The 26,338-nt window shown below is 48.1% G+C and carries 14 protein-coding genes and 1 other RNA gene; 13 read left to right on the plus strand and 2 right to left on the minus strand.

All coding sequences use genetic code 11. From position 1 onward, the window contains the following. Positions 1–276 (plus strand): transposase (locus RBB62_RS18980; RefSeq protein WP_309400825.1); only part of this gene is annotated, 276 nt, incomplete at its 5' end. A gap of 72 nt (positions 277–348) precedes the next feature. On the opposite strand, the gene RBB62_RS18985 is transcribed toward RBB62_RS18980, so the two are convergent. Further along, positions 349–1,137 (minus strand): glycine zipper family protein, encoded by a 789-nt coding sequence (locus RBB62_RS18985; RefSeq protein WP_309400826.1) that lies wholly within the window; start codon positions 1,135–1,137, stop codon positions 349–351. 174 nt (positions 1,138–1,311) lie between these two features. On the opposite strand from RBB62_RS18985, the gene ssrA reads away from it, so the two are divergent. The 7 genes from ssrA to RBB62_RS19020 all read left to right on the plus strand — a co-directional run bounded on the left by ssrA (position 1,312) and on the right by RBB62_RS19020 (position 5,462). Continuing rightward, positions 1,312–1,681, plus strand: a transfer-messenger RNA (tmRNA) gene (ssrA, locus tag RBB62_RS18990). A 95-nt stretch (positions 1,682–1,776) separates the two neighbouring features. Next, the gene (locus tag RBB62_RS18995; protein ID WP_309400827.1) at positions 1,777–2,787 is read left to right on the plus strand and encodes a tyrosine-type recombinase/integrase; all 1,011 of its coding nucleotides are present in this window, start codon (positions 1,777–1,779) and stop codon (positions 2,785–2,787) included. Then, the gene (locus tag RBB62_RS19000; RefSeq protein ID WP_309400828.1) at positions 2,771–3,082 is read left to right on the plus strand and encodes a hypothetical protein; all 312 of its coding nucleotides are present in this window, start codon (positions 2,771–2,773) and stop codon (positions 3,080–3,082) included. Before RBB62_RS18995 ends, RBB62_RS19000 begins: the two co-directional genes overlap by 17 nt. 48 nt (positions 3,083–3,130) lie before the next feature. After that, a complete protein-coding gene (locus RBB62_RS19005) occupies positions 3,131–3,550 on the plus strand; it encodes a terminase TerL endonuclease subunit (protein WP_309400829.1) in 420 nt (139 codons plus the stop codon). Continuing rightward, positions 3,547–3,774, plus strand: a complete 228-nt coding sequence (locus tag RBB62_RS19010) for a hypothetical protein (protein ID WP_309400830.1) — start codon at positions 3,547–3,549, stop codon at positions 3,772–3,774. The genes RBB62_RS19005 and RBB62_RS19010 overlap by 4 nt, the downstream gene beginning before the upstream one ends. 76 nt (positions 3,775–3,850) lie before the next feature. Then, the gene (locus RBB62_RS19015) at positions 3,851–4,573 is read left to right on the plus strand and encodes a phage portal protein (RefSeq protein ID WP_309400831.1); all 723 of its coding nucleotides are present in this window, start codon (positions 3,851–3,853) and stop codon (positions 4,571–4,573) included. 190 nt (positions 4,574–4,763) lie between these two features. Beyond that, entirely contained in the window at positions 4,764–5,462 is a 699-nt protein-coding gene (locus RBB62_RS19020; protein ID WP_309400832.1) for a hypothetical protein, read from the plus strand. Here RBB62_RS19020 and RBB62_RS19025 read toward each other — a convergent pair. Beyond that, on the minus strand, positions 5,448–6,329 hold the full coding sequence (locus tag RBB62_RS19025; protein ID WP_309400833.1) for a hypothetical protein: 882 nt from the start codon (positions 6,327–6,329) through the stop codon (positions 5,448–5,450). The genes RBB62_RS19020 and RBB62_RS19025 overlap by 15 nt on opposite strands. A 212-nt stretch (positions 6,330–6,541) precedes the next feature. Here RBB62_RS19025 and RBB62_RS19030 point away from each other — a divergent pair, with 212 nt between their 5' ends. The 5 genes from RBB62_RS19030 to RBB62_RS19050 all read left to right on the plus strand — a co-directional run. Next, complete coding sequence (locus RBB62_RS19030) at positions 6,542–6,715, plus strand: hypothetical protein (protein ID WP_309400834.1); 174 nt, start codon at positions 6,542–6,544, stop codon at positions 6,713–6,715. Between the two features lie 29 nt (positions 6,716–6,744). Then, the gene (locus tag RBB62_RS19035; protein ID WP_309400835.1) at positions 6,745–14,031 is read left to right on the plus strand and encodes a thrombospondin type 3 repeat-containing protein; all 7,287 of its coding nucleotides are present in this window, start codon (positions 6,745–6,747) and stop codon (positions 14,029–14,031) included. Positions 14,032–14,035: 4 nt separating this feature from the next. Further along, positions 14,036–15,061, plus strand: a complete 1,026-nt coding sequence (locus RBB62_RS19040; RefSeq protein WP_309400836.1) for a hypothetical protein — start codon at positions 14,036–14,038, stop codon at positions 15,059–15,061. Between the two features lie 16 nt (positions 15,062–15,077). Next, entirely contained in the window at positions 15,078–25,043 is a 9,966-nt protein-coding gene (locus RBB62_RS19045; RefSeq protein ID WP_309400837.1) for a golvesin C-terminal-like domain-containing protein, read from the plus strand. Between the two features lie 684 nt (positions 25,044–25,727). Next, the coding region (locus tag RBB62_RS19050) for a transposase (RefSeq protein WP_484487965.1) at positions 25,728–26,338 on the plus strand (611 nt) is incomplete at its 3' end.

Below are 26,338 nucleotides of genomic sequence, written 5' to 3' on the forward strand. Positions count from 1 at the left end.
GCCGAAAAGGTGAATGCATGGTTGGCAAAACGACCGCATTGGCACGTTCACTTCACGCCCACTTACAGCTCATGGCTTAACCAAGTCGAACGCTTCTTCGGAATCATTATCAACAAACAGATACGAAGGGCTTCATTCAACAGCCTCAAATCGCTCAGAGAAGCTATCGAAACATTTATCACCAAATACAACGAGCAACCAAAGCCATTTAAGTGGACACCGGACGCAAATCTGATCCTCGGTAAGGTTCAGTATTTATGCAGCGAACTTCGCTGACACCACACTAGGTGTTAAACGAAGGTGCCCTTAATGATCATATATCGTACTGAAACTGTTCCAAGAAGTTGCCTAAAGGCGCACTGGGCTTTCCAATGTAAAGGCAAGGACAGAGCCTGCTGAGTATTCTACGTTGTCTCCCTTGCGGAGCAGGCCGCTGGCTGCACCTGCTGCCGCGCCCCCGGCAGCGCCGTCACCGGCGTCACCATTAATTGCACCAAAAATTGCGCCCATCGCCGCGCCTTCTGCCGCGCCTCCCAATACCTTGCGCCCGCCTTTACCTGCCGAGGTTTCCTGCTGAGTACTTGTTTTTACGGCTACTTGTTGCCCATTGTAGGAAATGCTGTCGATGGTCAGTGTTAGGTCTGCGGATTTCCGCAAGCGGCCAGCAGACTTCGCTTCGACAACTTTTCCTTGTACTACGGTTCCCGCAGGAAGTACGATTTCGTTGCCGACACGTAGGTCAGAAATTAAGACCGCAGGAAAGCTTTGCCCTGGCTTAACTTTGCCGGAATTAATGCCACTTTGTAGGGAAACCATTAGGGTCGCTCCAGTGGGGATTTCGATAACCGTGCTGCTTGTTGGCGCGCTAGAGGCGATTGTTTGTTCAGATGCAGTCGTAACTTCAATTGGCTTGCTTGGAGCCTCTTTGGAGAAGGTTAGGCTCGCGATGTCACCCCGATTGTAGTCTTGAGTGGCTCCATTGAAATTGAAGCGGACAAACTCTGGGGTCCCACCCTCGTAGGAGCCTTTGAGTGTGGACCCATTCCGCAATTCCAGCGTGTCTGCGGAAAGGGCAGGGTAGAGAATTAGCAAACTTGCGCTGGCAAGTTGACAGGGAAAGCGTAGTGGATTTTTCATGGTCACAAACTAAGTTAATTTTGATTAAGGCGAAAGCGCAAATTTGAGCCGAGCCCTCTTCGTGCCCTATGTGGAATGTTATTACAGCTTCTTGACAATGGCGTTTGATTGTATGAGAATTTTCTTTTGATCTTTGAGAGGCATTCATGCCCATGCCTCCCCAACTTACAATTTGGGGGTGTTCCGGATTCGACCCGGAGCCGTAGGTTATGGCTGCAGGACGGAGATGATGGTTGGCTCCGTATCAAATCCATCGCACTATAATTGGCGAAAATAACATCGTCGAGTTCGCTCCTCAGGGCGAGCTTATGGCTGCTTAAGTCAGCCTCGTCTCACCCCGGATGCTCGTTAAGGGAATGAGGCGTCAGCTAGCGAGTATAGTTTGCATCGGGTAACCGGGTGCATGCCGTATCTTACAGGTTAATTGGGGCTCAGTAGCGTGTCTGTCCGCGACTGAGTTCTGAACACAAAAGACTGACTATTTCTGTAGACGCTATAATTGAAACCTCCGGACACGCGGGTTCGACTCCCGCCACCTCCACCATTTTAATCAACGACTTACGAGATTTTTAAGGAATTCCTGTCTCATTCCTGTCAAAACAGCTTGCCACTCTGCACAGCGTGGTTCAGTCTATGCATATGGCTGCAAGCAGTGACTGTAAGCTCAAGAGTTGGGAGCACCCCAAAGGTTCGGGCATCAAGATTCGGGAAATCATCAATCAGACTGCCGGGAATGCATTCAGCGGCTCTTACATGGTCATTGTTCCGGCTCGATTGACTGGAACTGTCAGGAATCGCAAACAGTTCAAATCGAAGGGTGATGCCGAGAAGTGGGCATCTGACGAGTTCCGAGGCTTCCGCAAGCAAGGTGAAGGCTATTTCACTGCAACCAGCGAGGAACGGAACGAACTGGCAATCTGCCTACCGAAACTGCGTGAGCACAAGATTTCGCTGACTGAGGCAGTCGAGTTCGCCATCAAGCGTCTGCGTCCCGAAGGCGGCGAACGCACAGTCGGTGAAGTCATCGATGAAGTCGTTAGCAGTAAAAAGGTGCGATTTGAGCGTGGCGACCTGCGCGAACGCAGTTACCGGGATTTTCGGCACCGAGCGGAAAAATTCCAGGGCCCCTTCGAAGATACCGCAGTTAAAGATCTCAGTGTTGCCGACATCAAAGATTGGCTACTTGGGCTTGAATCCAGCCCGCGAACGACGCAGAACTACATGGCAGTTGTTGCAGAGATACTTAAATATGCCGTTCAGAAGCGCTACATTTCGCTTTCACCCATTGATGAGCTGACCGACTACGACCGTAAGGAGCTTTGCGGCAATTCAGGATCAATCAAGGAACCCAGCATATTGACGCCGGAACAAGCCAAAAAGCTGCTTTATGCTGCTCAGGAACACTCTGAGTTGCGATTGTTGGGAGCCGTCATCCTCGGGCTATTTTGCGGCATTAGAACCGAAGAGTTGAAGCGCCTACAATGGGAAAACGTAAAGGATGCTGAACACCCGCCATTTGTGACGATAACCGGTGCCATGGCAAAGAAGCGCCGCATCCGGAATATCGACATCCCTGAAAATGCTTTGGCTTGGCTGTCCCTATGCCAGAAGCGTGAAGGAGTGGTTGCCGCCAATGCCCATACCAAATGATTACCAGAAACGCTTTCAGAAGCTGCTTAAGGCCGCAGGGTTCGGCTTTAAAGACAAGGAGACTGGTAAGTGGCGCACTCAATGGGATTCGAACGCCATGCGCCATAGTTTTGGCACTTACCATTACGCCCTCAAAGGTAACCCGCTGGAAACCTCCCGTCTCCTCGGGCACAAAGCCAGCGATCAAGTCCTATTCGACCATTACCGCGCGTTAGCTACCAAAGCCAAGGCCGAACAGTATTTCTCCATCATGCCGCTAAAGGCGAAATCGAAGGTCGTCGAATTCGTAGGCTAAAGGACCTCAGTATGCACGAAAGCACTAAAGTTTAACCGAAATCATCTCATGGGAAGAAAAACCAATGTATCGAAAGTGGCTGCTAGCAGTCCGTCATTCCATGTTTTGAAAAATGCCTACTGGGATGCCAAGTGTATGCAGAGTTTCTATCCGTCTATAGATGAGCCTGAAGCGAACTCAGACAAGCGTAGAGCAGAGATTCAGCTTCAGTTACAACAGTTAATCGCTAAGTCCATAATCGCCACGCGCGGCATCAACCACGGCGGCAACCTGGTGCTCAACATGTGCGCCTCCAACGCAACCGTGGTCAAAGACCCGTCCGAGAATAAGAAATTTGAGAAACGCAACCAACGCGGCCGAATCGACGGCATTGTTGGCCTGACCATGGCTATCGGCGCAGCCATGAAGCAGGAAGACGACTCCGCCGAGCATTCAGTTTACGAAGAAAGGGGATTTATCGAGATATGACACCAGATGGAAAATTGCTAAGCATCAAAGAACTGGCCGCAGAGGAAAACTTGCCTTGTGAAAACACCATTCGCAAATGGCGCAAGGATGGTGCTCCATTCTGGGGCTACCGCTCGACAGTGAATGATTTGCTGAAGTGGCAATTCAATGAAACAGCAAAAAACGTAGATAAGCCAGTCGAAGAAAATACGCAAAAGCCACGTGATATTGCTACCGTGTTGTGACCAAATAGCACCATTTGGTAAACGTTGTGAAATAGCCGTTTTGCGCTGTTGAATCCCGCCGCCCTAATTTGGGGTTGTGGGATTTTTTAGCGCCATAGGATTGGGGAAGCGGCAGCCGAAGGCGGTTGCGGTGGGCGGTGAGCCGTCGACGCTGGCCAATCCTAATGACGAGCTGCTGGATGCGATTTTGTCCGGGCTCTCGACGTTGTCGGGTGTGAAAGTGACCGAGCTTTCGGCGCTGGGCGTGGCGACGGTGTTTAGCTGCGTCAATGTGCTGTCGCGCACGGTGTCGACGCTGCCGCTCGTGGTTTATCAGGAACGCAATGGCGAGAAGCACCGCGCGCCCGGGCATCCGCTTTATGATTTGATGAAGGTGTCGCCAAACCCGGAAATGACGGCGGCGGACTTTTTGGGCGCCACGATGTTCAACCTCGCTCTGCGCAATGAGGCGTTTGGCTTCGTGTCGCGCAATCGGGGCGGGGAGGTCACGCAGATTGTGCCCGTTTTGCCCAAGGACATCCGACGCAAGCGCGATGGCGGGAGCGACGGCAATGAACTGCGTTTCCACGTGAAGGGCGTTCCCTACGACGCCGAGCGCATCCTCGATATTCGCGGGCTGACCAACAACGGCTTGAACGGCGTGGACATGCTCGGGACCGTGGGCGAGGTGATCGGCCTGGCGCGGGCATTGCAGGACAACGCCGCCAAGTTTTTCGGCAACGGCCAAAAGATTTCTGACGTGCTGAGCACCGCAGCACTTAGTCTGGGAAGTGCTTTTGAGATCGATATTACTGAATAGGCGACTTTTCGCTTGGCTACTTGGGGTAGATGTTTGAGCTATGGCGTATGAGTCGGCTTTCTAGCATGTGGGATCACCGCTTATTGTTTAAAATCGCTATTTTTGGTGGACTGTCACAATTGTTGCTGATCCCTGTGTTTGTCGTGATCGGCAATCTGTTTGGGGGCAGGAGGAGTATGCTGAGGGACCAGTGGCTGAGAAGCAAGTGGAGGCTGCAAGCCAGACTGAGTTTTTTCAAATTCATGGGCAGAATGGTGAGTTAGACCCTCAATTGTTACTTAAGGCTAATTTACTGGCAACTTACGGAAGCACTGAACCGGACCTGCGGTCCCTTGTTATGCGAGGGACTCTAGCTCTGGGTAATGGGGAGCAGGCCACTTTTTCTTTGATGCGCCGGGCTGACGGCAAGATTCGTGAGGTTGCAGAGACTGCACAGATTCGATTCGAATACACGAGTGACGGTGAAATGGTTAGGTGGATTCGCTCCCGTTATTCGCAGGGTAGCGCCAGTAATGCTGAGCCTGTGAGTCGGAGTCCGTGGTATCAGGCGCGAATGGCTGTAGGGATGCCCTTGGGGAATTCGTATGATGATGGGCTGAAGGTAAGTGCAAAGCGTGATGCTGAAGGAGAGTATTATCTATCATGGGAAAACGCGGGCATGCACCAGGAACTGTGGCTGGATGCCCAGACGTTTCTCATTACTAAAAGTCGTTTGATTCGGGATGAGCTGAAATACGATCTAGAGTTCGGGGACTACAGAGAAATTGGGGGTATGAAGTTGCCGCACGTTATTGATGTTGCTTACTCTGATGGCCGTTTCCCTGAGACGATTACAGTAGAGCAATATCAACTAAATTCAGGGCTGTTTCCTTCGCTATTTACTCCTTAGGGCCTGTAGTCGCACTAATTCCAGTTTGCTGTCAGGGTAGGATAAGCTCTCAAAGAATTCGTCGCTTGAGCCTAAAGTGGCGGCAGCATTCAGCGCGGCTAGGGTTAGTGATTGGGATGGGTTGTCCTTGGCAATGGCCTCGGCGTCCTCTCTTGCTGAAGTTATTCTGTTCTTTGTCGCAACCTGTAGTGCTGCAAGCTGAACAGGCTCTGAAGAGCGCAGGTCTCTAAGCCCTCTTAGGGTGCGCTCACTCAATTCTTCTGCGCTAACCAGTTCAGAATTACGTTCGAAAAGAAAAGCGTCGCCCTCGATTACTGTAGCGGCAAGCGAAGTAGACCGATCGCTGAATAGCTCTTCTCTGGTTTGGGCAAATAATTCTTTGGTTCCTGCTGCAATACTGTCGTTTTTACTGGTTAGTTGATAGAGCAAAATCAATGATTGGTTGCGTATCGGGAGTGCTTCGCTCGGGTCTTGCGCAATCGCGCTGAGCGATTTTATCAGCTGTTCTTGGCTTGCGGGGGCGTTGAGTAGGAGGCGCGCGCCTTGATTTCGCAGCTCAAGTGTCGATAGTATCGAGGTGTTGGGGCTTGGCTTGAATATGGTTTCGGCAATCTGGCTGGCTTGCTCTTGGCTGAGGCTCGTTAATGAAAGGGCGCTTAGTGCTGTTATGCGCTCTTGTAGGCTTGCTTCTTCGTTCGTTGCATCGGCGAATGCTTGATCTAAGTCGGGCTCTGGGGCGCTAGTGGCTGATTGGCTTTGTGGCTGCTTTTCGCTCTCAGGATGCCTCAGTTGGTAGAGTTCATGGAATAGGTAGCCTACGATGAGGACGTTGATCAGTGCGAAAATTCGGACAGCGTTGAGTTTCATTGTTAGAATCTGTTCTCTGGTCGAGGGAAGGTCGGGAAAGTTGTTAGGGATAGAAATTATCCAAAGATAAGATACTGATAGTTGAAATCGAATTTGTTAGGGTGAAATATTTATGTTGACGGTATAGCTACGTTTGCCAACTTCTGGCTCTCCCTAGTTGATATCGATCTTAATCGGTTGATGATATTCTCCCATATACCAAGCTGTCTGTCATGAAAGTCTCACTTCTCTCTCTGTTGTTCATACTGCTACCAAGCCTAGCCTTTGCGGGTGAGACTTCTGGTGGAACGCTGATTGAAATGTCGAGTATTGGTACTGTGCTGCTCACGACCACTGGACTGATGGTGCTTGCTGACAAGCGCAAGAAAAAATCTGGCCGCAAGTAAGCGAAACTTCTCAACAGAAAGTTCCGATTATGCGGCGAGCTGGCTCCACTAAACTCGCAGGCTGCTTTGCTGCCTGCCTTATATTCAACGCAGCTTCAGGGCAGACTGTCCTGCCATTTGAGGCGGATTTTGAATCCGTGGATGGCTACACCGTAGGCGCTTTCTCAACTGATGCCTACTGGAATGTTGAGAAGGGATCCCCCGAAATTAGCGACCAGGATTCGGCATCTGGTCAACAAGCGCTATTCTTTAGCCTGATTGATACTCCACATCGCATTGAGGCTAGCTTCACTGGACAACAAGGCTCGGTTATGTTCGTGGATTTTTATATTAAGCCTGAGGCAGGCGAAATTGATGATCTACCAACTGGCCGATTTACTGGTGTCTCCGCTCAGACTGGATTCGTTCGAGTAGATGACAAGGGGGAAGTTGTTGCTAAGGATGGCGATGGTCTAGGTGAGGGAGAATGGCTATATTCCGGTGAGCAATACTTACTCTTCGAAGGCACCAGTGAGCAATGGCACAGATTTACTTATCGCTTGGATTATGCGACCAAGACTTGGGACTTGTTCTTGGATGAGCAGCTGATTCTGGCGGATTTAGGATTTTTGGATGCGAGTCTATTATCATTTAGTAGCTTCAGGATCTCTACGGATGGTAACGCGAATCTAGGTTTTGATTTCTTTTACGCGGGAGAGGTCAATCCGCTATTCTTGGACTTAGATTTAGACGGCATCCCAGATGCTTATGAAATCGATCACGGAATGGACCCTACTCGGGATGACCGTAATTGGGACATCGATTTTGACTCCCTGAGCAATTTAACTGAATACTTATCTGGCACAAATGCAGGTAATCCGGACTCGGACGGAGATGGGGTGAGTGACAGTGTAGAGCTTGCGAATGGCTCTAATCCGTTATCGCCTGACGAATATTTGCTTTCCATTATTCCATTTCTTGATGGATTTGAGGGCTATAATATTGGGCCGTTGGTGGAAACTGATGTATGGCATGTGTCGCAGGGGGCACTCCCTGTAGTTCAGTCTGGCAGTAGTATAGAAGGCGATAAATCTTTGCTTTTGGCTGCTTCTGAAGAGCCTCTGGTGTTGCAGAACTCGTTCACCGCCGAACATTATCAAACTGTATGGGTTGATTTTCAGTTGAAGGCTTCGGGGTTTGAGTCACCACCAGAGCTGACAGCTAACTCCGCGGTCGCTTATTGCTTCAATGATGCTGGGCAACTGATGGTTTTTGATGGTGATTGGCATGAAGGTGGGCAGTGGTTGCTGCTTGAACATGGTGCTATCAGTTTAGGGGAGTGGGTTCGTTTGACTACTCGATTGGATTACCAGACTCAAACATGGAGTGTTTGGCTCAACGGTGTACGTGTCGGCGAGGGCTTAGGGTTTGCCAATCCTTCACCGTTCTTTTCCCAGTTGCGTATAGGTTCTAATCCAGGTGGAAATCAGACTTCACTGGACGCAGTCTCTGTAGGGTACTCTGAGCCCGTAGGGTTGGATAATGATGGCGACGGATTACTCAACAGCGAAGAGGACATCAATGGGAATGGGTTAGTCGATGTTGGCGAGACCGATCCCAATTTAGCAGATACCGACGGGGATGGCTTGGACGATTCGCAAGGGGTTCATCTCCGGCTATGGCTCAGTGCTGATAGTGGGGTGCAGCTAGATGAATCTGGTCGCGTTATTTCATGGAACGATTTGGCCGCAGGCGATAATGCTTTGCAGGGGTCTGAATCTTCAAAACCAGTGTTCACCGCGGGAGCCTTTAATGGTCAGTCTGCAATTACATTTGACGGTATTGACGACTTTTTATCAGGCAATGCGTCTTACGATGTTTCCTCTTCTGATTATACAATCGTAGTGGTTCAACGAAAGTTGGGCGGTCACGAGTTGGCAGCCTCTTTAAGCTACAGCACTACCACTAGCGCGACAGGAGCGCCACTGGTTCGTTGGGGACCGGATTGGGGCTTCTTAGGCATCAATGATGTAGGTGTCAGCTCAGACGGAATTTATGCCGATTTAGGCGTGGCAGCTGAGGACGAAGTACAGATTGTATCGGTTCGCCGTAGCGGTGGCGTCAATGGGAATGGAGGTGATCTCTCCTTACGCGTGCTTACGGACTCGCAGGGGTATGCCGCTGACGGTGTTCAGAACTGGACGAGTCAAGTGGCATCCGGATTCTATCTGGGTAAAAAGCGGCCAAGCTCAGACCATTTCTTTGGTGGAGAAATCTATGAAGTACGAGTATATGACTCCGCATTGAGTGACGATCAACTGGGAACGCTGGAATGTCTCCTTGGTTATGAATTAGGCATTGAAGTAGACCGCGACTTAGATGGCTTACCTGATGGTTGGGAACTGGAAACCTTTGAATCCCTAGCATATGGCGCTTTGGATGATCCAGATGGTGATGGCGTTAATAATCTACGAGAGAAGAATCTAGGTACTAATGCAAATGTGGCTGATGAGTCGGATTCAATTCAGAGACATCCCGCACTCAGGCTCTGGTTGGATGCCTCTTCCGGATTGTCACTTGACGTAAATGGTTTTGTCGCACAGTGGGAAGACCTCTCCGGCTGGGATGATTATGCTGAACAACCTGAGGTGAGTTCAAGGCCGACGGTGTTGGAGTCATTCTACGGCGAGCATCCAGCAGTTTCTTTTGATGGTGTAGATGACTTTTTGGAGGGCGTTAGCCAATTTGACGCGAGTGCGGGGGACTTTACGATTATTGCAGTTACCCGCCAAGAGGCTGATAATGGATTGTCCGCATCATTCAGTTACTCGACATCTGATGTCGCGCTTGGCGCCCCTTTGTTGAGGTGGAACCGACCGGATCTGGGTGATGTAGGCATTAATGATGTAGGTCGGAGTGTCAGTGGGGGATTTGTCGCTCTGAATCCTGCAACGACTAATGATATTCAATTGGTGTCTATCACTCGTAGCGGTGGTGATGGCTACGGGGTAAATGCAACTCTGGCAGTGAGAGCCCTTAGCCATATGTCCACGTTGGAAAGCACGGCAGTGCAGACTTGGGAAAGTGGTGCTTCAGAGTTTTATTTTCTTGGTAAAAAGAAAACGACTGAGGATGGAAACAATGATCTTCTATCGGGACAGATTGCTGAAGTCTTGGTGTTTGACCGTGTGCTAGATCAGTCCGAACTGCGTGCTCTGGAAGAGTCACTTGGGGCTAAGTATCAAATTGCATTAGACGTCGACGCCGATGGATTGGAAGACTCCCTCGAATACGAATTGTTTGGGTCTTTGGATGAATCAGCAAATAGCGACTTTGACGGTGATGGATTGTCCAACCAGCGCGAGTTGGCGCTTGGAATGCTTCCTAATGTTGCAGATGACCTCGGTCCTGTGCTATCCGTTCCTACTCTGGCCGTTTGGCTGAAGGCTGGAGTCGGAGTAAATGAGGATGAAAACGGATTCGTTGATAGCTGGGTGGATTCCAGCGGTTACGATGTTCAAGCTATTGCGGAAACCTCTGCTTCTCGTCCGCAGAAGATTGCTCCGTCATTAAATACCCAGCCTGTCATTCAGTTTGATGGGGTAGATGACTATTTACTGGGTGATGCCGGGTTTGACCCCGGCCTAGAAGACTTCAGCATGATTATTGTGCAGCGCCGCACTGGAGGCCATGACAAGGCTGCGGTCATTAGCTTTAACCAGGACAGTAGCATTACTGGAGCGCCACTGTTGCGCTTTGGCCCTGAGGACAATCATATTGGGATTAATGATGTAGGCGTTGGAGCAACTGGCCTTTATCAAGACCTCGAAGCTAGCTATCTGGATCGCTATTGGATTTCGGTCGTATCACGAACGGGTGGGAATGCCGGAAATGGTGGCTCGATTTCCTTGTGGAACATGGGCTACAACGGGTATCTTGAACAGACTGGTGAGCAAACTTGGTCTAGTGGCAGTTCTTCTATTTTTGGGTTGGGACGCAAGAGCGCTGCTAGCACTCACTATTTCGGAGGAGATATCGCTGAAGTCATCGTGCTCAAATCTAGTATCAGCAGCAGCGAGTTTTCTCAAATTAAGCAATATTTGGAGAGTAAATACGCCCTAGGGCAGGACTTGGATGGTGATGGACTCACCAATAGCCAAGAAGACGTCAATTTGAATGGGATTGTCGATCCAGGTGAAACGGACCCCTTGAATTCCGATACTGATGGAGACAAGTTGAATGATGGCCTTGAAGGAGTCTACGGCTTGAATCCTCTTTTAGCTAACGATGAGGTTGGCACGTTGCTTGATGATGGCGCTGATTCATTCGCATGGCGGGCTTCATTCGACTTGGTGGATAATTATTTTACCGGTCCCCTGAATGGACAACTCTACTGGACTGCAAATGCAGTTATGGTTAGTGGCGATCAAGACGCTCTGTTAACTAGTTCCGAGAATACATCTGCTTCGATGCAGCATATCATGGGAGCAGATGGTCATCCGAGGGTTTGGCTCAGTTTTCGCGCGAAGCTAATTCCGGGCACTTTGCCTAGTCCAGAGTCAATAACGGGACCAACTGCTGGTTTGTTTGGTTACACAAGCGAGAATGTCCTCAATGTATATGATCCAGAGGTGGCTGAATGGATTAAAGTGAATGTCAGCACATCAGCCAGTGACTGGAATGATTATGATGCCTATTTTGACTATGAGGCTAAAGAGTGGCTGCTTTGCATAAATGGCATTCCCATCGTTCAAGGCATTCCTTTTGTTGATGTGGATCTCACTGCTTTCTCGCGTCTACGCATTTCTCAAGCTGGCGACGCAGATCAGTCTGAGGAGAAGACCGCAGTTGTTGATAGCATTGTTGTTTCAACCGATGAGCCTGCTGGTATTGACTTTGATGGTGATGGCCTGACCAATGAGCTGGAGCGCTCGCTTGGATCTGATGTCTGGTCGACAGATTCAGATGGAGATGGCATGCCAGACGCTTGGGAGTATCAGTATGGCCTCGATCTTTCTGTGGATGATGCTGATCAGGATTTAGACGGGGAGGGGCTGAGCAACGCCACGGAATTGCTATTGGGCTCTGATCCAAGTCTGGAAGATATGGATGGCGATGATTGGAGCGATTTCGACGAATACCATGCTCAAACAAGCTTGTTTGATGAAAATGATCATCCTGATGCTATTGGTCTGCCTGAACCATGGCAAATGACCGCGATTGGTGGCACGGGAGTCCCCATGGTTTGGCAGGTTGGTGATTCTTGGCGTTTGGCTGGATCTGGTAATGGGGATCGTGGAGCCTTCTTTTACTGTGATATCGAATCGAATTTTAGCATGACATTTCGTGTTGATAGCCTAGAGGGGGAACAGTCGAATTCCACCCTTGCATTTACTTTGCGTGAATCCACCGATCGATATTCGCCATATATTACCGCTGAGTATCGTAAGAATGGGGGATACTATCGCCGCTATCGCAAACCTTATACAGGAGATCGTGATCTATTTAGACGTCAGCCGGATGGGGTTAGCGTACCGGGGCTACTTATGCGGATGCAGCGTACAAACACTGGCACGACGATTAGCTTTTCAAATGACGGGGTTCTGTGGCGTGAAATTGTTACCGCTGCGGATTCTTATCCGAATGCAGATGATACGCTCATTGGACTTTTGCTTCATGCAGAAGATTCCAAGAATCTTGATAATTACGCTCGTGCTTCCGTGGAGTTGATTGAATTCCGCTTGGACACTGACAATGACGGCTTATACGACGAGGAGGAAATTGCTCTGGGAACGGATCCATTATTAGCAGATACCGATGAAGATGGCGTTTCAGATTATGATGAAGTTTACTATGCACACAGTGACCCGCTGAATCGGGCTGCGCCAGACTGGCAGAGCTACCTTGCGGTAGGGCTGTCGCAAGCTACCGCCTTAAAGGGTAAGTGGAATACCAATGTTTTTGGAGAAATGCAGATTGGTGATATTTCCGGAAAGATAGGAATCAGCTTTAGCTTACCTGAAGCAGGCATTTACCAATTACGGGTACCGGTTCGTTATATTTTCGAGGGACAATACAACGCTAGGCGGTCATTAGTGATTCACCACTATATCGATGGGGAATTTGTTCGAACGACAGATCATGTGCAATCGATCAGTGATGGAGTGTATGTTCTGGAGATCTATTTGCCCTATCTGGCAGCTGGCGAACATACCTACCAACTTCATTGGGATAACGTTTATGACGACCGTTGGATTTCACTATCAGGTATTGAGCTAGCGAAGCCAACAGGACTTTCAGAGGAAGATTACGATGCATGGCTGGCCCGCTACATTGGTTCCAGTGAATCACTCGAAAGCGAGACAAGCTACAGTGCGGTTTCACCAGCGTTTATTGAGGGGAGAACTTGTTACTTGAGCATGATGCACTTGAGTGACGGAACCCTCGTCGCGCGTGCCCCGGGTGATGCCTGGTTTGCTGATGTCAATTTGCCAAGCGATGGGTCGCCATTGAATCTTGATATCGATTTTCAAAATGGTGGCACGACAGTGAATACTACTCTGAATTGGGTTGCTACCAATGTTCTTGCTGATGGTGATATCGCGCTCAGGGCTGGTGACTCTCTACGATTAACTGCGGGGGGAAATCCCGATGGCACGGCAATAAGCATAGATGTTGACGGTTCTGTTTATAATACAACTGATGATGCCCCGGTCATTCATCAGTTCAATGAACCTGGGGAAGTTGTAATTAGTGCTACACGTGGTCTGGAGAGTGGGAGTGTAACGGTCACGGTGTATCCTCGAACAGTGCTTACTGACGCTCCAGCGTTAACCCGCAATTATATCCGTAAGTGGAAATGGAAAGGACTTTATGGACTGACTGCCGATAGCGGCGATGTCGACATGGACCTTTTAACTGACGATGGTACGGACGCAGTATTTGAACTGTATCGAACAGAGGTTATTCGCCCGCGGGTATTGGCTGCGCGTATTGGTGAGGATGGGCCGATTGCTCAAATTGTGAATACTGATGGTTTCTGGCTTCGTGAAAATGTTGAGGGTTACTATGCGGAGGAATTTTTTGAGGAAGGAGTATATCTGGCAACGAGCCATCTCATTTGTAGCCCTTTGCCTGATGATGTGACCCTTCAGATCCGTATTTTCAAGGCCGGTGTCATGTTTGAGGACGGTTCCGTCGAACTGACGCTCAGTAATGATGATCTAGATGAGTTTGGGCGCTATGATCTGGTTATGTTCAAACCTACCGAAGTCTCTGGTTCGGTATGTCACCATATCAGAGTCTATGAAAACGGAGAATATATCCACTTGAGGTAGACGCATGAAACAATTTTTAAAATGGTTTTTAGTGGGCTCTTTGGTGGTGCTAGCAGCGGGAGTTTTATTTCTCAATCGGAAGTCGGACAGTTCACAATCTGTCAGTGAATCTACTGCTGAGGAGTCGATCTCACATCCCGAAGTGGATTTGATGTCTGAAAGTCATGAGACTGGAAACATGTCCGCAGACAATGGCTCTGCGGATTCTGGTGATGTAGTGGAAAGTGCAGTTTCCAGATTAGCTGATACAAGCGGTATTAGTCAGGAGCTCCCTCTTGGCTTGCGATCAATTATGGACTCTGGCTTTACGTATCGAGAGCGGCTGGAGCAAGTGAATGCGTTGGACTGGGATTCACTACAGCCCGAAGCGATTGAAGCTATAGCCAACTGGCTTCTGGATACGAATGAATCAATTGAAAAGCCTATGGAGGAGCTAGCGATTCGTAACGATCTACTTGACGGGTTGATCGCTCAATCTCAGTGGGCTGATGTTTCGGGGAGGCTTTTGGTAAGTGGTGTGCGCGATAACAATCAACATCCATTGTGGCGCGAATACGCCCTACAGTATTATAGTGTGTTTTTACAGAATTACTATGGCGACACAAATGTGGATCCAGTCCTCTTTGATGGCCTGAAAGCTACATTGCTTAGCTCGCTGAGCGAGGAAACGAATGGTATGGCCGGAACGGCCTTGCTAAATATTGATCGCTTGCAGAAGGACACTCCAACCTTCGTTGAAGGACTTGAATGGGAGGCTCCCGCTACAGTGTTGGCCCTGAATCAAGATGCTAATATGGCATCGAGAATTCCAGCCTTACAAATTCTTCCGGTTTTAGAGCCGGGAATCTCCGCCAAGTCTTTGCAGTCAGTCATTGAGTCTCCCAATGAGCATACACTCGTGAAGCTAGCAGCTGTTAATTTTGCCAGACGAGCTTGTATGGCCGGTCATGAAGAATTTCTTGCTGTGATCATGGCGGCGCGCCAACAGCCCTCTCGTGTTTTGAGTGAGGCATCACTCTTTAATCATTAATCGCCGGTTTATTGTTATGAAAGGGAATTTTTATTCCAAGCGCCAGAACCAGACCATGGACTACTGTATGTTACCACTTTTTGATGCTGTAGTGCGCCTTTTGCGTACGTGGTCAGTCACGATTCAATATTTGGGCGTGGGCTTACTGGGAGTATTTGCTATGCCTTCGCTTATTGCGGACGGCGGAGCCAATCCGGCGAAGAGCAACTTGTATCGGCTGATACTGGATGACAATCCGACCAACAACTATCTTATTGATTGGGTTGGAGAACACTATGGCGCTTCTCTGGGGAGCGCTGTTAGTACCGGTAGTTGGCAGTCAACTGGCGCTGGTAGTAACTCCTTTGGGGATTCGTACCTGAGCAATAGAGAGGGGGCCGCATCAAATTTTGTAACTTTCACTCCAGTTATACCAAGAGCTTCTATTGCTGATGTTCATGTACGCTATCAAAGTGACTGGGATCGTGCGGATTCAGTTCTGGTAAGAGTCAGTCATGTTGGTGGAACTACTATCTTTGAAATCGATCAGACGGAGCATATCGGTGAGGGTTTTCTAGAACTAGGTTCTTTCTATTTTCCGAAGGGCTCTAATGATTATAGTGTGGATATCGTGGCCAACGGAACTGCCGGTGTGACAGTGGCTGATGCTGTTCGTTTTAAAGAGACTACTGATCTCTCGGATTTAAATACTAGTTTGAGGCCACGTATCCAGCTTTCATCAACTACAGGAGAGCAGGTCGTAACGATTGTGGCGGGGGAGTCTCTGGCGCTTAATATTGGATACAGTGATTTTACCGCAGAGTCCAATTATCGTGTATTTGCGAATGGAGAATATAGGCAATTGGTTTCGCAATCGGACGGAAGCTTTACCTTGAGCGGATTACCCGGTGGTACGCATTATATTCATGCGACAATGACTGCTCCATATAAGATTACGAGCGAAACGGTTGCAGTCGTTGTTGAGGCTGGAGATTTCAATGATCCGACTGATTTAGATAATGACTCGCTTTACGATGCATGGGAATACTTTTACGCTGGCGATCTTTCCCTTACACGTACCGGCGATCCGGATGGAGATGGCTTGAGCAACGAAATGGAGTTTGCTTGGCTTTCAAATCCATTTCTTACCGATAGTGATGGCGACAAGATTTCAGATGCCGAAGAAGTCGCAAACGGCACGAATCCGGCATTCGGTGGTTCGGTTGATTTCGATGATCTTCCAGATGATTGGGAACTGAAATACTTTGGAAATCTGGAAGCCGGTGGCGATGCTGATGCGGATCTCGACTATTTTACTAATTACGAAGAGTTGGTAATGGGGATGGACCCTACCGAGCCTTACGTTTGGCAGGATATTGAGTTTAGCCCGGAAGGATTAGTGCAATATGGAGCGTTTGAATTGGTCCTGAATAATCCGAACCCGGTGGGGTCGATGGTTTATACCCTTGATGCGTCCACTCCTATGTTGGCTCATTTGAACGAGGGTTATACAGAAAATATGTCTGTCGATATAAACGGATTGGGGCGTCACCCAGTCAAAGCGCGCCTATTCTGGCGTGGGATACCGGTAACTGGGGTTGTCTCTAAAGAGTACGTCTGTAACCATACGATTGGCCTCAGTGGTCCATCTTATAATGTCTATCGCGGGTGGATCATTTATGAGGAAGAATATGCAGCGCTTTATTCAGTAATGACAGATGATCCTGGAGATCTTGACAGGGTTGTAACTTATTATGGGAAAGGATGGATAATACCGGGGCCTTTAAGCGAATTTACTCCCGACTACGCAGAAAATCCGTCAACGGTCTATTATGGGTATTATACAGTTGAGGCCAATGCGCCGGATAGCTCGGGAGCGGTTTGGACTGGTTCGCGAGGAATTACTTGGAGCCTAGACCCAGAGCTTTTAAATAAATTATGGGGTGAAATTGGCTCAGGATGGCTGAGTGGATGGGTAGGCACTGGTTCTGTTAGCGCCTTAAATTTGAACCTTCCAGCTCAACGATACCCGCAGCCAGTTCATCAAGTGCATCGGGAAGTATATTTTGAAGCACCTGGGTTCTCGGAAACTGCCACTTACGAACTTCTCACTTATAACGTAAATAATTATACGGACGGTGGTGGCGGAGTCTATGTTGGTGATGGCATTCTTACATCTCCCTTCAGCTTCTACATTCCAGGTGCTGTCGCCACTAATCTCCCAGTAAACTCCTATGAGCTTGATGACGATGGCGACGGCCTAAGTAACGGTCTCGAATATGAAATTGGTACCAATCCGGCGCTGGTGGATTCGGATAACGACGGTCTTCCGGATGGATTTGAGTACGCTTATAGGAGTATTCTTGATCCCAAGAATCTCAATGTATCCGGGTATCAGGCTGGTGACAGCCCTAGTTCGGATGCATTTACGTTGACCCAAGAATACATGTACGCGCTCAGTCCCGTAGATCCTGCCGCCGATGAAGACAATGATGGGCTGACGAACTTGCAGGAAATTCAGATCTACGGCACTATTGCGACCAACCCTGACACTGATGGTGATACCATGTTGGATGGTGACGAGGTTTACAGTAACTGCACCAATCCGTTTTACGCTGATGCCGAATTCGATTATGATGGCGATAAGCTGACCAACAAGTGGGAGATTCTAAATGGTCTTGACGCCTGTGCTGTTGATACGGATTCCGATGGAATGCCTGATGGCTGGGAAGTTTTCTACAGCTTTGACCCTCTGGATGCCCTCAGCGTTCCTTTGGACACTGAGCCAAATGACAATGCCGATTCAGATTTTGATGGTGACGGTTTGACGAATATAATGGAGTTTGCCTACGGATCTGACCCGACTGACGTGAATTCGGATACCGATGCATGGATTTCGCCAGATGCTGCGCCCTTGCTTGTTGGAAGCCCTCCGATTGCAATACCCTTGCCGGGAGAGGGGCAACCTGTCTTTGATTATGAATCGGATCTGCCATATTTGGATCCGTTGTCTCCGAGTGATGAAACTCCTTGGAACTATCTTCCTTATCGCGACCCAGAATATGATGACTATGAGATCGTAATGGGCGCTGACGGTTTGCCTGTGCCGGACCCTTCGATTAATCCTGGCTTCTATTACTTTGATGGAACTACGGCAGATCCCTATATCGGGGTGTCTTATCCGAGTAGCTATCTAGACTATCGATTTGCTTTTGCTTTGGTAGACTACGTTTATCCAGATGGCTATGACCGCCAGAGCCCGGTGGCAGATAATGTGCAAGTGTTGGTTGAGACTGTTCCGCTTAGCCTTAAGGGGGTAGAGATTGGGGTCGATGGTAAGCCTTTAGAATCAGGTGAGTCTCCGGTTAGTATTACTCGTTTAAAGTTTGTACCAGGAGTAGGCAATTTGGTTCTCGATCCGCAGGATATGTATTTTACATCTGAGTCAGATGGTTTGTCCGACTATTGGGAGGTGTTGCACTCCATGGATCCGGTAGAGAATATTGATTCATATGACTTTAGCCTAGATCGATTGCACATAACTAATTTCGAAAGAAAGTTATTCGATGATTTTCATAATGTAGATGGCGATGGCGACGGCGACTATATACCTGATTATTTGGAACAGAAATTAGGCCGACAGTATGATTATCCTTTGGGCTATATATCGTTACCCGATGACCCAGATTCGCAAAATTCGCAATTCATTGATACATACCCAGCTTTATATGGGTTCAGTGGAATTGCTACGGAGTTTACTGAGACCAGTATAGATCTGGAGTTTTCGGCCCAAGATGCTGATGAGGACACGCTTACAAATGGTGAGGAGATTACAGCAGGCTTAAACCCGATTCATTTCGACTCCGATGGGGATGGCCTTTCGGATGACTGGGAGGAGTATTATGCAACTGTCGCATGTGATGCTGCTACGGTTCTAGATTCGGGTGAGCTCCTAGATCAACTTGCGGTGTGGTGGGATTTTGACTTTTCCTCTGATGAGCGTGTGTATGATCGCTCGCCTATTTCTGTTGGTGATACTCGCGCTGATACGTATTTGCCTAATGATGCGCGGCTTCATGGATATGCTTCGATAACAGGTTCATTTGATTATGTAAGTCCTGATTTTCGCCAAAAATCAGTCTTCAGGACGCAACAAATATTGGGTGAATACGGTGCATTGGAGGGGGCATACCTGAGTGCTCCAGATGCACCTGAGTTATATTTAGGCAATGATTTTACAATTTCATTCTGGCTCTTGTGGGAAGACGATGAAGTGGATACAGAACTTCCTGCAAACTTGCTCTACGCTTCTGAGCGATTGGTTTTTGAAAAGGAAGCTTGCTACTCGTTTTCAGTATCCCCTGATGATGCCGTAGGCCGCTTCCGCTTGGAGACCGGTCTCGGCGAGATTGAAATAAGCATCGATGGCATCGATCCTGGGAAATGGCATCATATTAGTGTAGATTTATCTACAGATACTTCAAAATTCACGATACGTCGTCGTACTCAAGAAGGTAGCGATGGTGATCGTCCTATTATGCCCTACGCTTGGACGATAAATGAAGTTAGTCTAGGGGCTAATGTGACGCCATCTTCCTCTGTGTATCCATTGATCATAGGTTCTGCATCCGCGATTCCGGCGAAGTTGCTTAACATGAGGTTGGACGACTTTAGAATATACAATCGTTCCCTGTCATTGCAACTCATGGAATTGGATATGCTATCTGATGCCTCTGACCCCAACTGGGATACTAATGTGGACCGTGATGGTGACGGATTGACTGAGTACGAAGAGTATTTAGTGGGCGCAAATCCGTGCAGTGACGATTCTGATGGTGATGGCGTCCTGGATTTACTGGAAGTTGAAGGATATGCTGTCGATATAAATGGTATTCCATTTACACCAGCGGATGGTGAAGTGAGGTATTATTCGAACCCGACCAATCGCGATACAGATGGTGATGGTGATCGGACAGACCCTAACCATCCGATGAATGATCTACAGGAGGTTAAGGGGCGACTAATTAGTTTTACGGTTTCAAATGTGAATCCCGGGACGGACCCTGATGTGGTCCATGAACGTTATGTCATTACCAGGCCGGATGAGGATGATACAGATGGTGATGGTCTCTATGATAACTTCGAATTGAAGGTGGATTGCGCTGATGTTTCAACGCTTACCGATCCTACTGATGACGATTCGGATGACGATGGAATTCCAGATGGTTACGAGGTCGCCAATGGTCTGAATCCCTTAGATTTCAACGGCGATCCTGTTGATGACTTCGATGGGGATGATGATGGTAATGGCACATACAATGACTCCAACGAGTATGCAGATCCAGATCGAAGCCCGGTATTTGATGAAGATGCATATGAGGCAGCGCGCCTAGCTGCCGCAGAACTCGCCAAGGATACTGATGGTGATGGTATTCCGGATTATTTGGAAGATACAACTGAGCCTTTTGGGGAGTATAATGCCGGTGAGGATATCAACTTTAATGGTATTTTAGATGAAGGAGAGGACCTCAATGGCGATGGGATACTTCAGTTGGGTGATAAGTCTAATTTTGATGCTAAGGATACTGATGGTGACGGCATGACTGATGGTGAAGAGCTTGCTGCTGGCTTTGATCCCAAGGATGCCTCGGATGGCGCTAAGGATCCAGATTTGGACGGTGAGACTAATGCCCAAGAAATTGCACAGGGAAGTGATCCCTTATTGGCCGACAATACTTCTTGGCGATCTGGCTTATTGGACCGCCCTCTACAAGAGTTGAATTGCGATATCAGTGTTGTGGATTTCAATCCGCAGTTGCCGACTTTTCCGCCGCAGTATGCTGCGCTTATTGATCCGATTTTTCAAAATGGACTGCCACCGCTTATAGCGTCTCCGACTGATTCGGTAATCGAGCAAGTGTCCCTCTATTTTCCAGTTCCGTTGGACGTAAATGGGGAGCCGCTACCGCATGCGCCATGGCCGGTGTATCTACGGGGCTCATGGGATACGGGAGGCATGTTTGGTGTAGCTGAGCGTATTAAGCTGCATAGCCACTTTTCTCGAACCGATTTACCTGAGTATGAAGGAAAGGAACAATATGTAACTTCATTGATGAACGAGGCTCTCCAAGCCTATGGGGAATCGCTGATGATGATTGACGGCCTGCAACAGAAGCCGTCTGAAGAGGGAATTTATTCCGAAAACTTGAATGTTTCGCTTTCTAGTTTACATCGAGACGGGGATATTAAATTGCACAGCCCTTATGGGATCACTGACTTCTTGAATACACTGCAGCGGGATGAAAATGGCATGGTGCATTTCACGCTGATTGCACAAGGTTCTATTATTTGTGGTGACCCGGGAGATGATGGAAATGGATCTCCGACCGAAGATCAAGGTCCTCCGCTAGGTGAAGCGGAGGAAGAGTTGCAGGGCGCGAATGCGCGGGCCAATGCTAACACTGAGCATGACACAACCTCTGTAGCTGACGCTCCAGACGCTGTCTCAGATGAGAGCCGGTTGCCTGATGTGGAAGGTGACTATAACCACGGAGAAGACGGAGATGATAGCGGCGCAGGAACGGGCGATGGACAGGAGGATGAGGGCCCAGATTTCTATCCAGTTATCGCCCATACTCCAATTACGATCCAAGCCATGGATCAGATCATTCCCGTTCATGAAGGTGATGAGGATGATGATGGAGTGCCTAACTTTGCCGACGGAATTGATTTCGTAGGTGATCCCGCATTGGAGGATATCGAAACTGATGGCCAGCGTACTCTTTCGCCAGAATACCTGCCCGAGAACATCATTTTCCAACCAATCACGATTTCGATCCCGAGTGCGATCTTTGAGAATCGTGATGACGTGCTAGTTAGTTTTGATTATAGTGATTGTGACCCAAGTGGAATCGTCCGAACCGAGGAAATGGTCGATGGGCAAGCAGTCATATCGTATTCGATGCAGAATCCAGATGGGACCGAGGAAACAGACTTCTATCGAATCTGGACTAAGACGGGAACTGAGCTACGCACATCTACCGCTGTAAATGATTCCCAGAGCCCAGGCGACTTCATCCCGGCTGGGCAATACCTAACTCAAGCACAGCTTGGCCTGGAAGACGGGGAATACACGGTGACGCTTTACGTGGAATGCCTCCGTGATGCTGAAGTGGAATCGTTTGCGTTGCAGCCAGAATATGTCAAGGTCAAGTATCTTGAGGAGCCTGGTGGTGGCGCTGCTGATGAAGTTGCAGCTGATGCAACCGATCTCATTGGTTTGGTGCCTCAGCGGAATTATAAATACGTACCTCTTAATAAGGGTGATCTAGATGCAGATGGTGTTCCTAATTTTGCAGATGGTATTGATTTCGAAAGCCCTGATTTGGAAGTGATTGAAAGTGATGGGGTTGTCAATGAGAGTCAGAGTAAGGAGTTTTGTGAATTGAAAGTCGAAATACCTATTTCACTGGAATTCAACGAATCGACGTGGGTGAGGATTGATTATGACGCTTCAAGTCCTTCTGATATTGAAAGAGTTGATGACGAAGAGGGAGATATTACATATAAGTTACCTGATAATGGTAAACTGAGAATTTGGACTAAAGATGAGACTGAAATTCGGTCTGATGCTCCAATCAATGCCTCCGGTTATCCAGGCGATTATATTCCTAGTGGAGTATATATCAATTTTAATGATTATGATCAGTTATTAGGTGGTGAAGGTGACGAGTTAGTCCTGTATGTCGAAGCCGTAGGTGTTAGTGCTCATGCGTGTCAAGAGTGGATTACATTGAGCTTTATTGATGGTAAGACATCGGCGCCGGGTGAGAATGATACGCCCACGGTGCAAGTGTTGAAGGCAGTGGTAGTTAACCCGATAGTAGTAGATTCACTAGATCGCTATGTCTGGGGGTATGTTGATTTGCCTGAAACTGGCGTTGATTGGAGCCTGCATTTTGAGAATGAAAGTACTGGCGAGGTATTGGGTGAATACCTTAATATACGTGGTGCATATGATGGTACAGATGGCAATGTGTATGTTTATAGCGGATATGACGCCATTTTTTCTGTTAATGAAGTAGAGTCATTTGAAGATGAAAGCTTAAGTGAATTGGTTACGGAGCAATCAGTCGTATTTTTCAAAGACGAGAAACAAGCCGACCGATTGAGGTATGTTGCGGTATGCAATAATTATGGAGATCTTAAGGTATCGTTACGTAGGGATTGGTGCGATGTCACATCTATCGAAAAATTAGAACCTCGTTTGAGCGTGAGTTCCTTATTGGAAACGGGTTTAAAATATTTGGCTACGAATGATGAGTGGCTGTACGGAGACGATTCAACTTGGATTGACTCTCAATGGATCGTAGTCCCTGAAGATGACGATTTAAGTGACGGTGGAATTGCTGTTGCTTCTGTTACTGGATTTGGGGAATTCGTGTACTATGACGGAGATGGGCTAATGAATGGAGATTCTGCCGATGAAGGTCTCTTTGATCCTTATACAAATAATGTTCAATCTATTAAGAATCTTTTAGCTAAGCTATACCTTCCGGTTATAAAGGCGGGTGGGCTTTGGGATAAAGCATACGCGGAAACCGAAATCGATCTTCGGATGGCTCATACGGAGGGTCTCACTGAAGGGTTTATTGATGGATTACGTTGTGAAGTTAACGACTTGGCGTTAGCAGGGATGCTTTATGTAGACGTACAATTGACGCGCTATAGGATGATGTATGATAATGTTGTTGACCCAAGGCGAAATTATGAACGTGCGAAAGAGCTCTTTTTAGCATTACGTGAAACATATGAGTGGTATGATGAGTTGGAGGGTAGCAATTTTATTGAGAAGGCTCGTTATATAGCCGACCATATGATCGATCAGGTAAAGGATGACATCGATTTAGTTGAAGAATGGTCATTAAGTCCTGCTGTAGATGATGAGACAAATGCACGTCTGCTTGGGTATGTGACGGGATTGATTGGTGAGCAGTTGTGTATTGGCGTTGTTGCTACTGTAGCAACGGAAGGTGGCTACCAATTTTATCAAGTTATTCGTAGAATAAAATTAGGAGAGAAAGTTTTAAATATCTTGCCTGTAGGTATTAGCTTTAGGCTGCGTGGATTGATTTGGGCGACTAAAGGTGCTTCTGCCTATGCAGATGCTAGATCTGTCTGGAGGATGATGAGGCAGCTCTCTGCACGCACTTGGAGAGGGGATCGTGGAAAATGTGTATTTATTTTGGGAACAAGATATAGAAATGAAGTTGAATCTATGATGACTCTTTCAAAAGCTGTTAATGGAGGAGACTGGGATCATACGCATACTGTGCTTGGAAGGCTCGCTGAAATTAGCGATATCGTTGGACCAAATGCATCTGAAGTGCTTGGCGAGGATGCGCTAAGAGGCTATCTGCGGTTTGGCCATTCTATGCCGAAGCGATTAGATGCGAATAATACTTATGATGTTAAGGCTCTAAAGGCACTTAGGAACTATTTGGCTAAAGAGCCTGATTTAACTATCGACCCACCTCAGGGAGCAATGGATATTAATGAGGTGGATAACTTTTTTAAATTATTCGCGGAAGATAGTCCTTACGGGTTTGCGCTTGGAAATGATGGGCAGACTTGGGTATATAAAGATGCCTTGAAGTATCCCCCTATGGTGAGGGGGGAAGAGCATCGAATTGTTCATGTTATGCACCATACCTTTGAGTATCCAGGGCGATTAGGAGGGGGCGGGCCTACTCCCCATGGTGCATTTTATGGTTCACCCAAGGAAGTCTTTGATCTCTTAGATGACGCCTTTCTAAAGCCTATTGGGGGGGCAAAGGTTGTCTTCCCTCAGGGCTCAAGGACGCTTATTTTGGTTGATTATTCGCCTATGGCTGTAGGTGCTACTAATCCTGGTGGTGGCACTAGTTATATTAGCACTCAGTATTTACACTTGGTAGTGGAGAATGCAGGGAATTCAGTTGTCACCTCATTCCCTGCGCAATAATTACTAGATCTTCTATGAATTATTCACACATGATAGCTGTATTGAGTGCGCGTCGTTCACATTCCGATCTACAGTATGGGGAATACTATAATTGTAGCGCAGAACGTCTTTGTGAATTCTGGCGCAGAATTGGAGAGTCGGAAGCATCGATTGCTGAAATGAGATCTAGAGTGGAAAGCTTTTGCTATGACATATTTGATATGTTTCAGGGGAAGGCATGCTTTCAGGTGGAACAGGATGTTTCATATGATAAATGCATATCTCTGAACGGAACCAATATTGGGAGGCCAAATATAATGATATCCTGGGAGTTAGTTACTGTGAATGGAGAGTCGGATATTGATCAAGCTAGCTTGCATGGTATTGTTAGCACAACTAAAGCAAATCGTTTGATATATGTACCTGAGTCGGTCTTGGATGAGGAGGTTAATGCAAAGGGCTTTGAATCGAGTTGTAGGCATTTACTGTTTGATTACATATGAAGATAGCGCGAGAAAGGCTCGAGAAAGGGCTGAAGGGGTAAGGCCAAAGGGGTCAAACGTGAATGGCGCTAAGATTTGGTCCCTAATCGTTGATTTTACGGACATGAAGCTCGCCCTTACAGCGTCCTATTAGTAGATTGCTTGTGTGAGCAAAACAAAATACCTTCCAGGACTTCACTTGCTGTGTGGGCGAGCCAAATTGATGCCGAGCCATCGGCTCCAGAAACAACTCAACCATCTGCGTGGCAGCGGTGGCGGTCAACTGCAAAGCCTTTTCGGCGAGGATATCACGCTTCCGCCGGGTGGTGGTTATCGTCGTGTATTTGATCGCAGCACCACGTTTTGGACTTTTCTCAATCAAGTGCTCCTTGGTGGTTCTTGTCGTGAGGCCACGCGTGAGGTGCAGGCCCATCGTGAGTCCGATGGGCAGCGTCCGATCAGCTCGGCAAACTCAGCTTACTGCCAAGCGCGGGCGCGTTTGCCGTTATCGTGGATCGAGCAGGAGGGCGGGCGCGTGGCGCAGCAGTTGCAACTCAGCTCACATTGGGACTGGCGAGGTCGGCGCGTGCTCTTGGCCGACGCCACGAGTTGCCAGCTTGCTGATACGTCTCTGAACCAAGCCGCCTATCCTCAACCAGGTAGCCAGCAGCAGGGCTGCGGCCATCCGGTCATGCAGCTTTTGGGCGTCTTTGATCTGGGCAGCGGCGCGTTGTTATCTTGGGAAAAGAGCCCTTGGAACGTAAGCGTCCGAGCTCCATCCCACTTGACTACCAATGGTAAGCATTGTCGTTTCTCATTGGTAAGGGTTTGTAG

The sequence above is a fragment of the Cerasicoccus maritimus genome (assembly GCA_031296935.1).
Taxonomy (GTDB): Bacteria; Verrucomicrobiota; Verrucomicrobiia; order Opitutales; family Cerasicoccaceae; genus Cerasicoccus; species Cerasicoccus maritimus.

Coding starts and splice junctions, on each gene's coding strand:
- RBB62_RS19000 (WP_309400828.1), top strand. CDS start 2,771: ATGCCCATACCAAATGATTACCAGAAACGCTTTCAGAAGCTGCTTAAG.
- RBB62_RS19025 (WP_309400833.1), bottom strand. CDS start 6,329: ATGAAACTCAACGCTGTCCGAATTTTCGCACTGATCAACGTCCTCATC.
- RBB62_RS18995 (WP_309400827.1), top strand. CDS start 1,777: ATGGCTGCAAGCAGTGACTGTAAGCTCAAGAGTTGGGAGCACCCCAAA.
- RBB62_RS18985 (WP_309400826.1), bottom strand. CDS start 1,137: ATGAAAAATCCACTACGCTTTCCCTGTCAACTTGCCAGCGCAAGTTTG.
- RBB62_RS19035 (WP_309400835.1), top strand. CDS start 6,745: ATGCGGCGAGCTGGCTCCACTAAACTCGCAGGCTGCTTTGCTGCCTGC.
- RBB62_RS19005 (WP_309400829.1), top strand. CDS start 3,131: ATGGGAAGAAAAACCAATGTATCGAAAGTGGCTGCTAGCAGTCCGTCA.
- RBB62_RS19010 (WP_309400830.1), top strand. CDS start 3,547: ATGACACCAGATGGAAAATTGCTAAGCATCAAAGAACTGGCCGCAGAG.
- RBB62_RS19040 (WP_309400836.1), top strand. CDS start 14,036: ATGAAACAATTTTTAAAATGGTTTTTAGTGGGCTCTTTGGTGGTGCTA.
- RBB62_RS19030 (WP_309400834.1), top strand. CDS start 6,542: ATGAAAGTCTCACTTCTCTCTCTGTTGTTCATACTGCTACCAAGCCTA.
- RBB62_RS19045 (WP_309400837.1), top strand. CDS start 15,078: ATGAAAGGGAATTTTTATTCCAAGCGCCAGAACCAGACCATGGACTAC.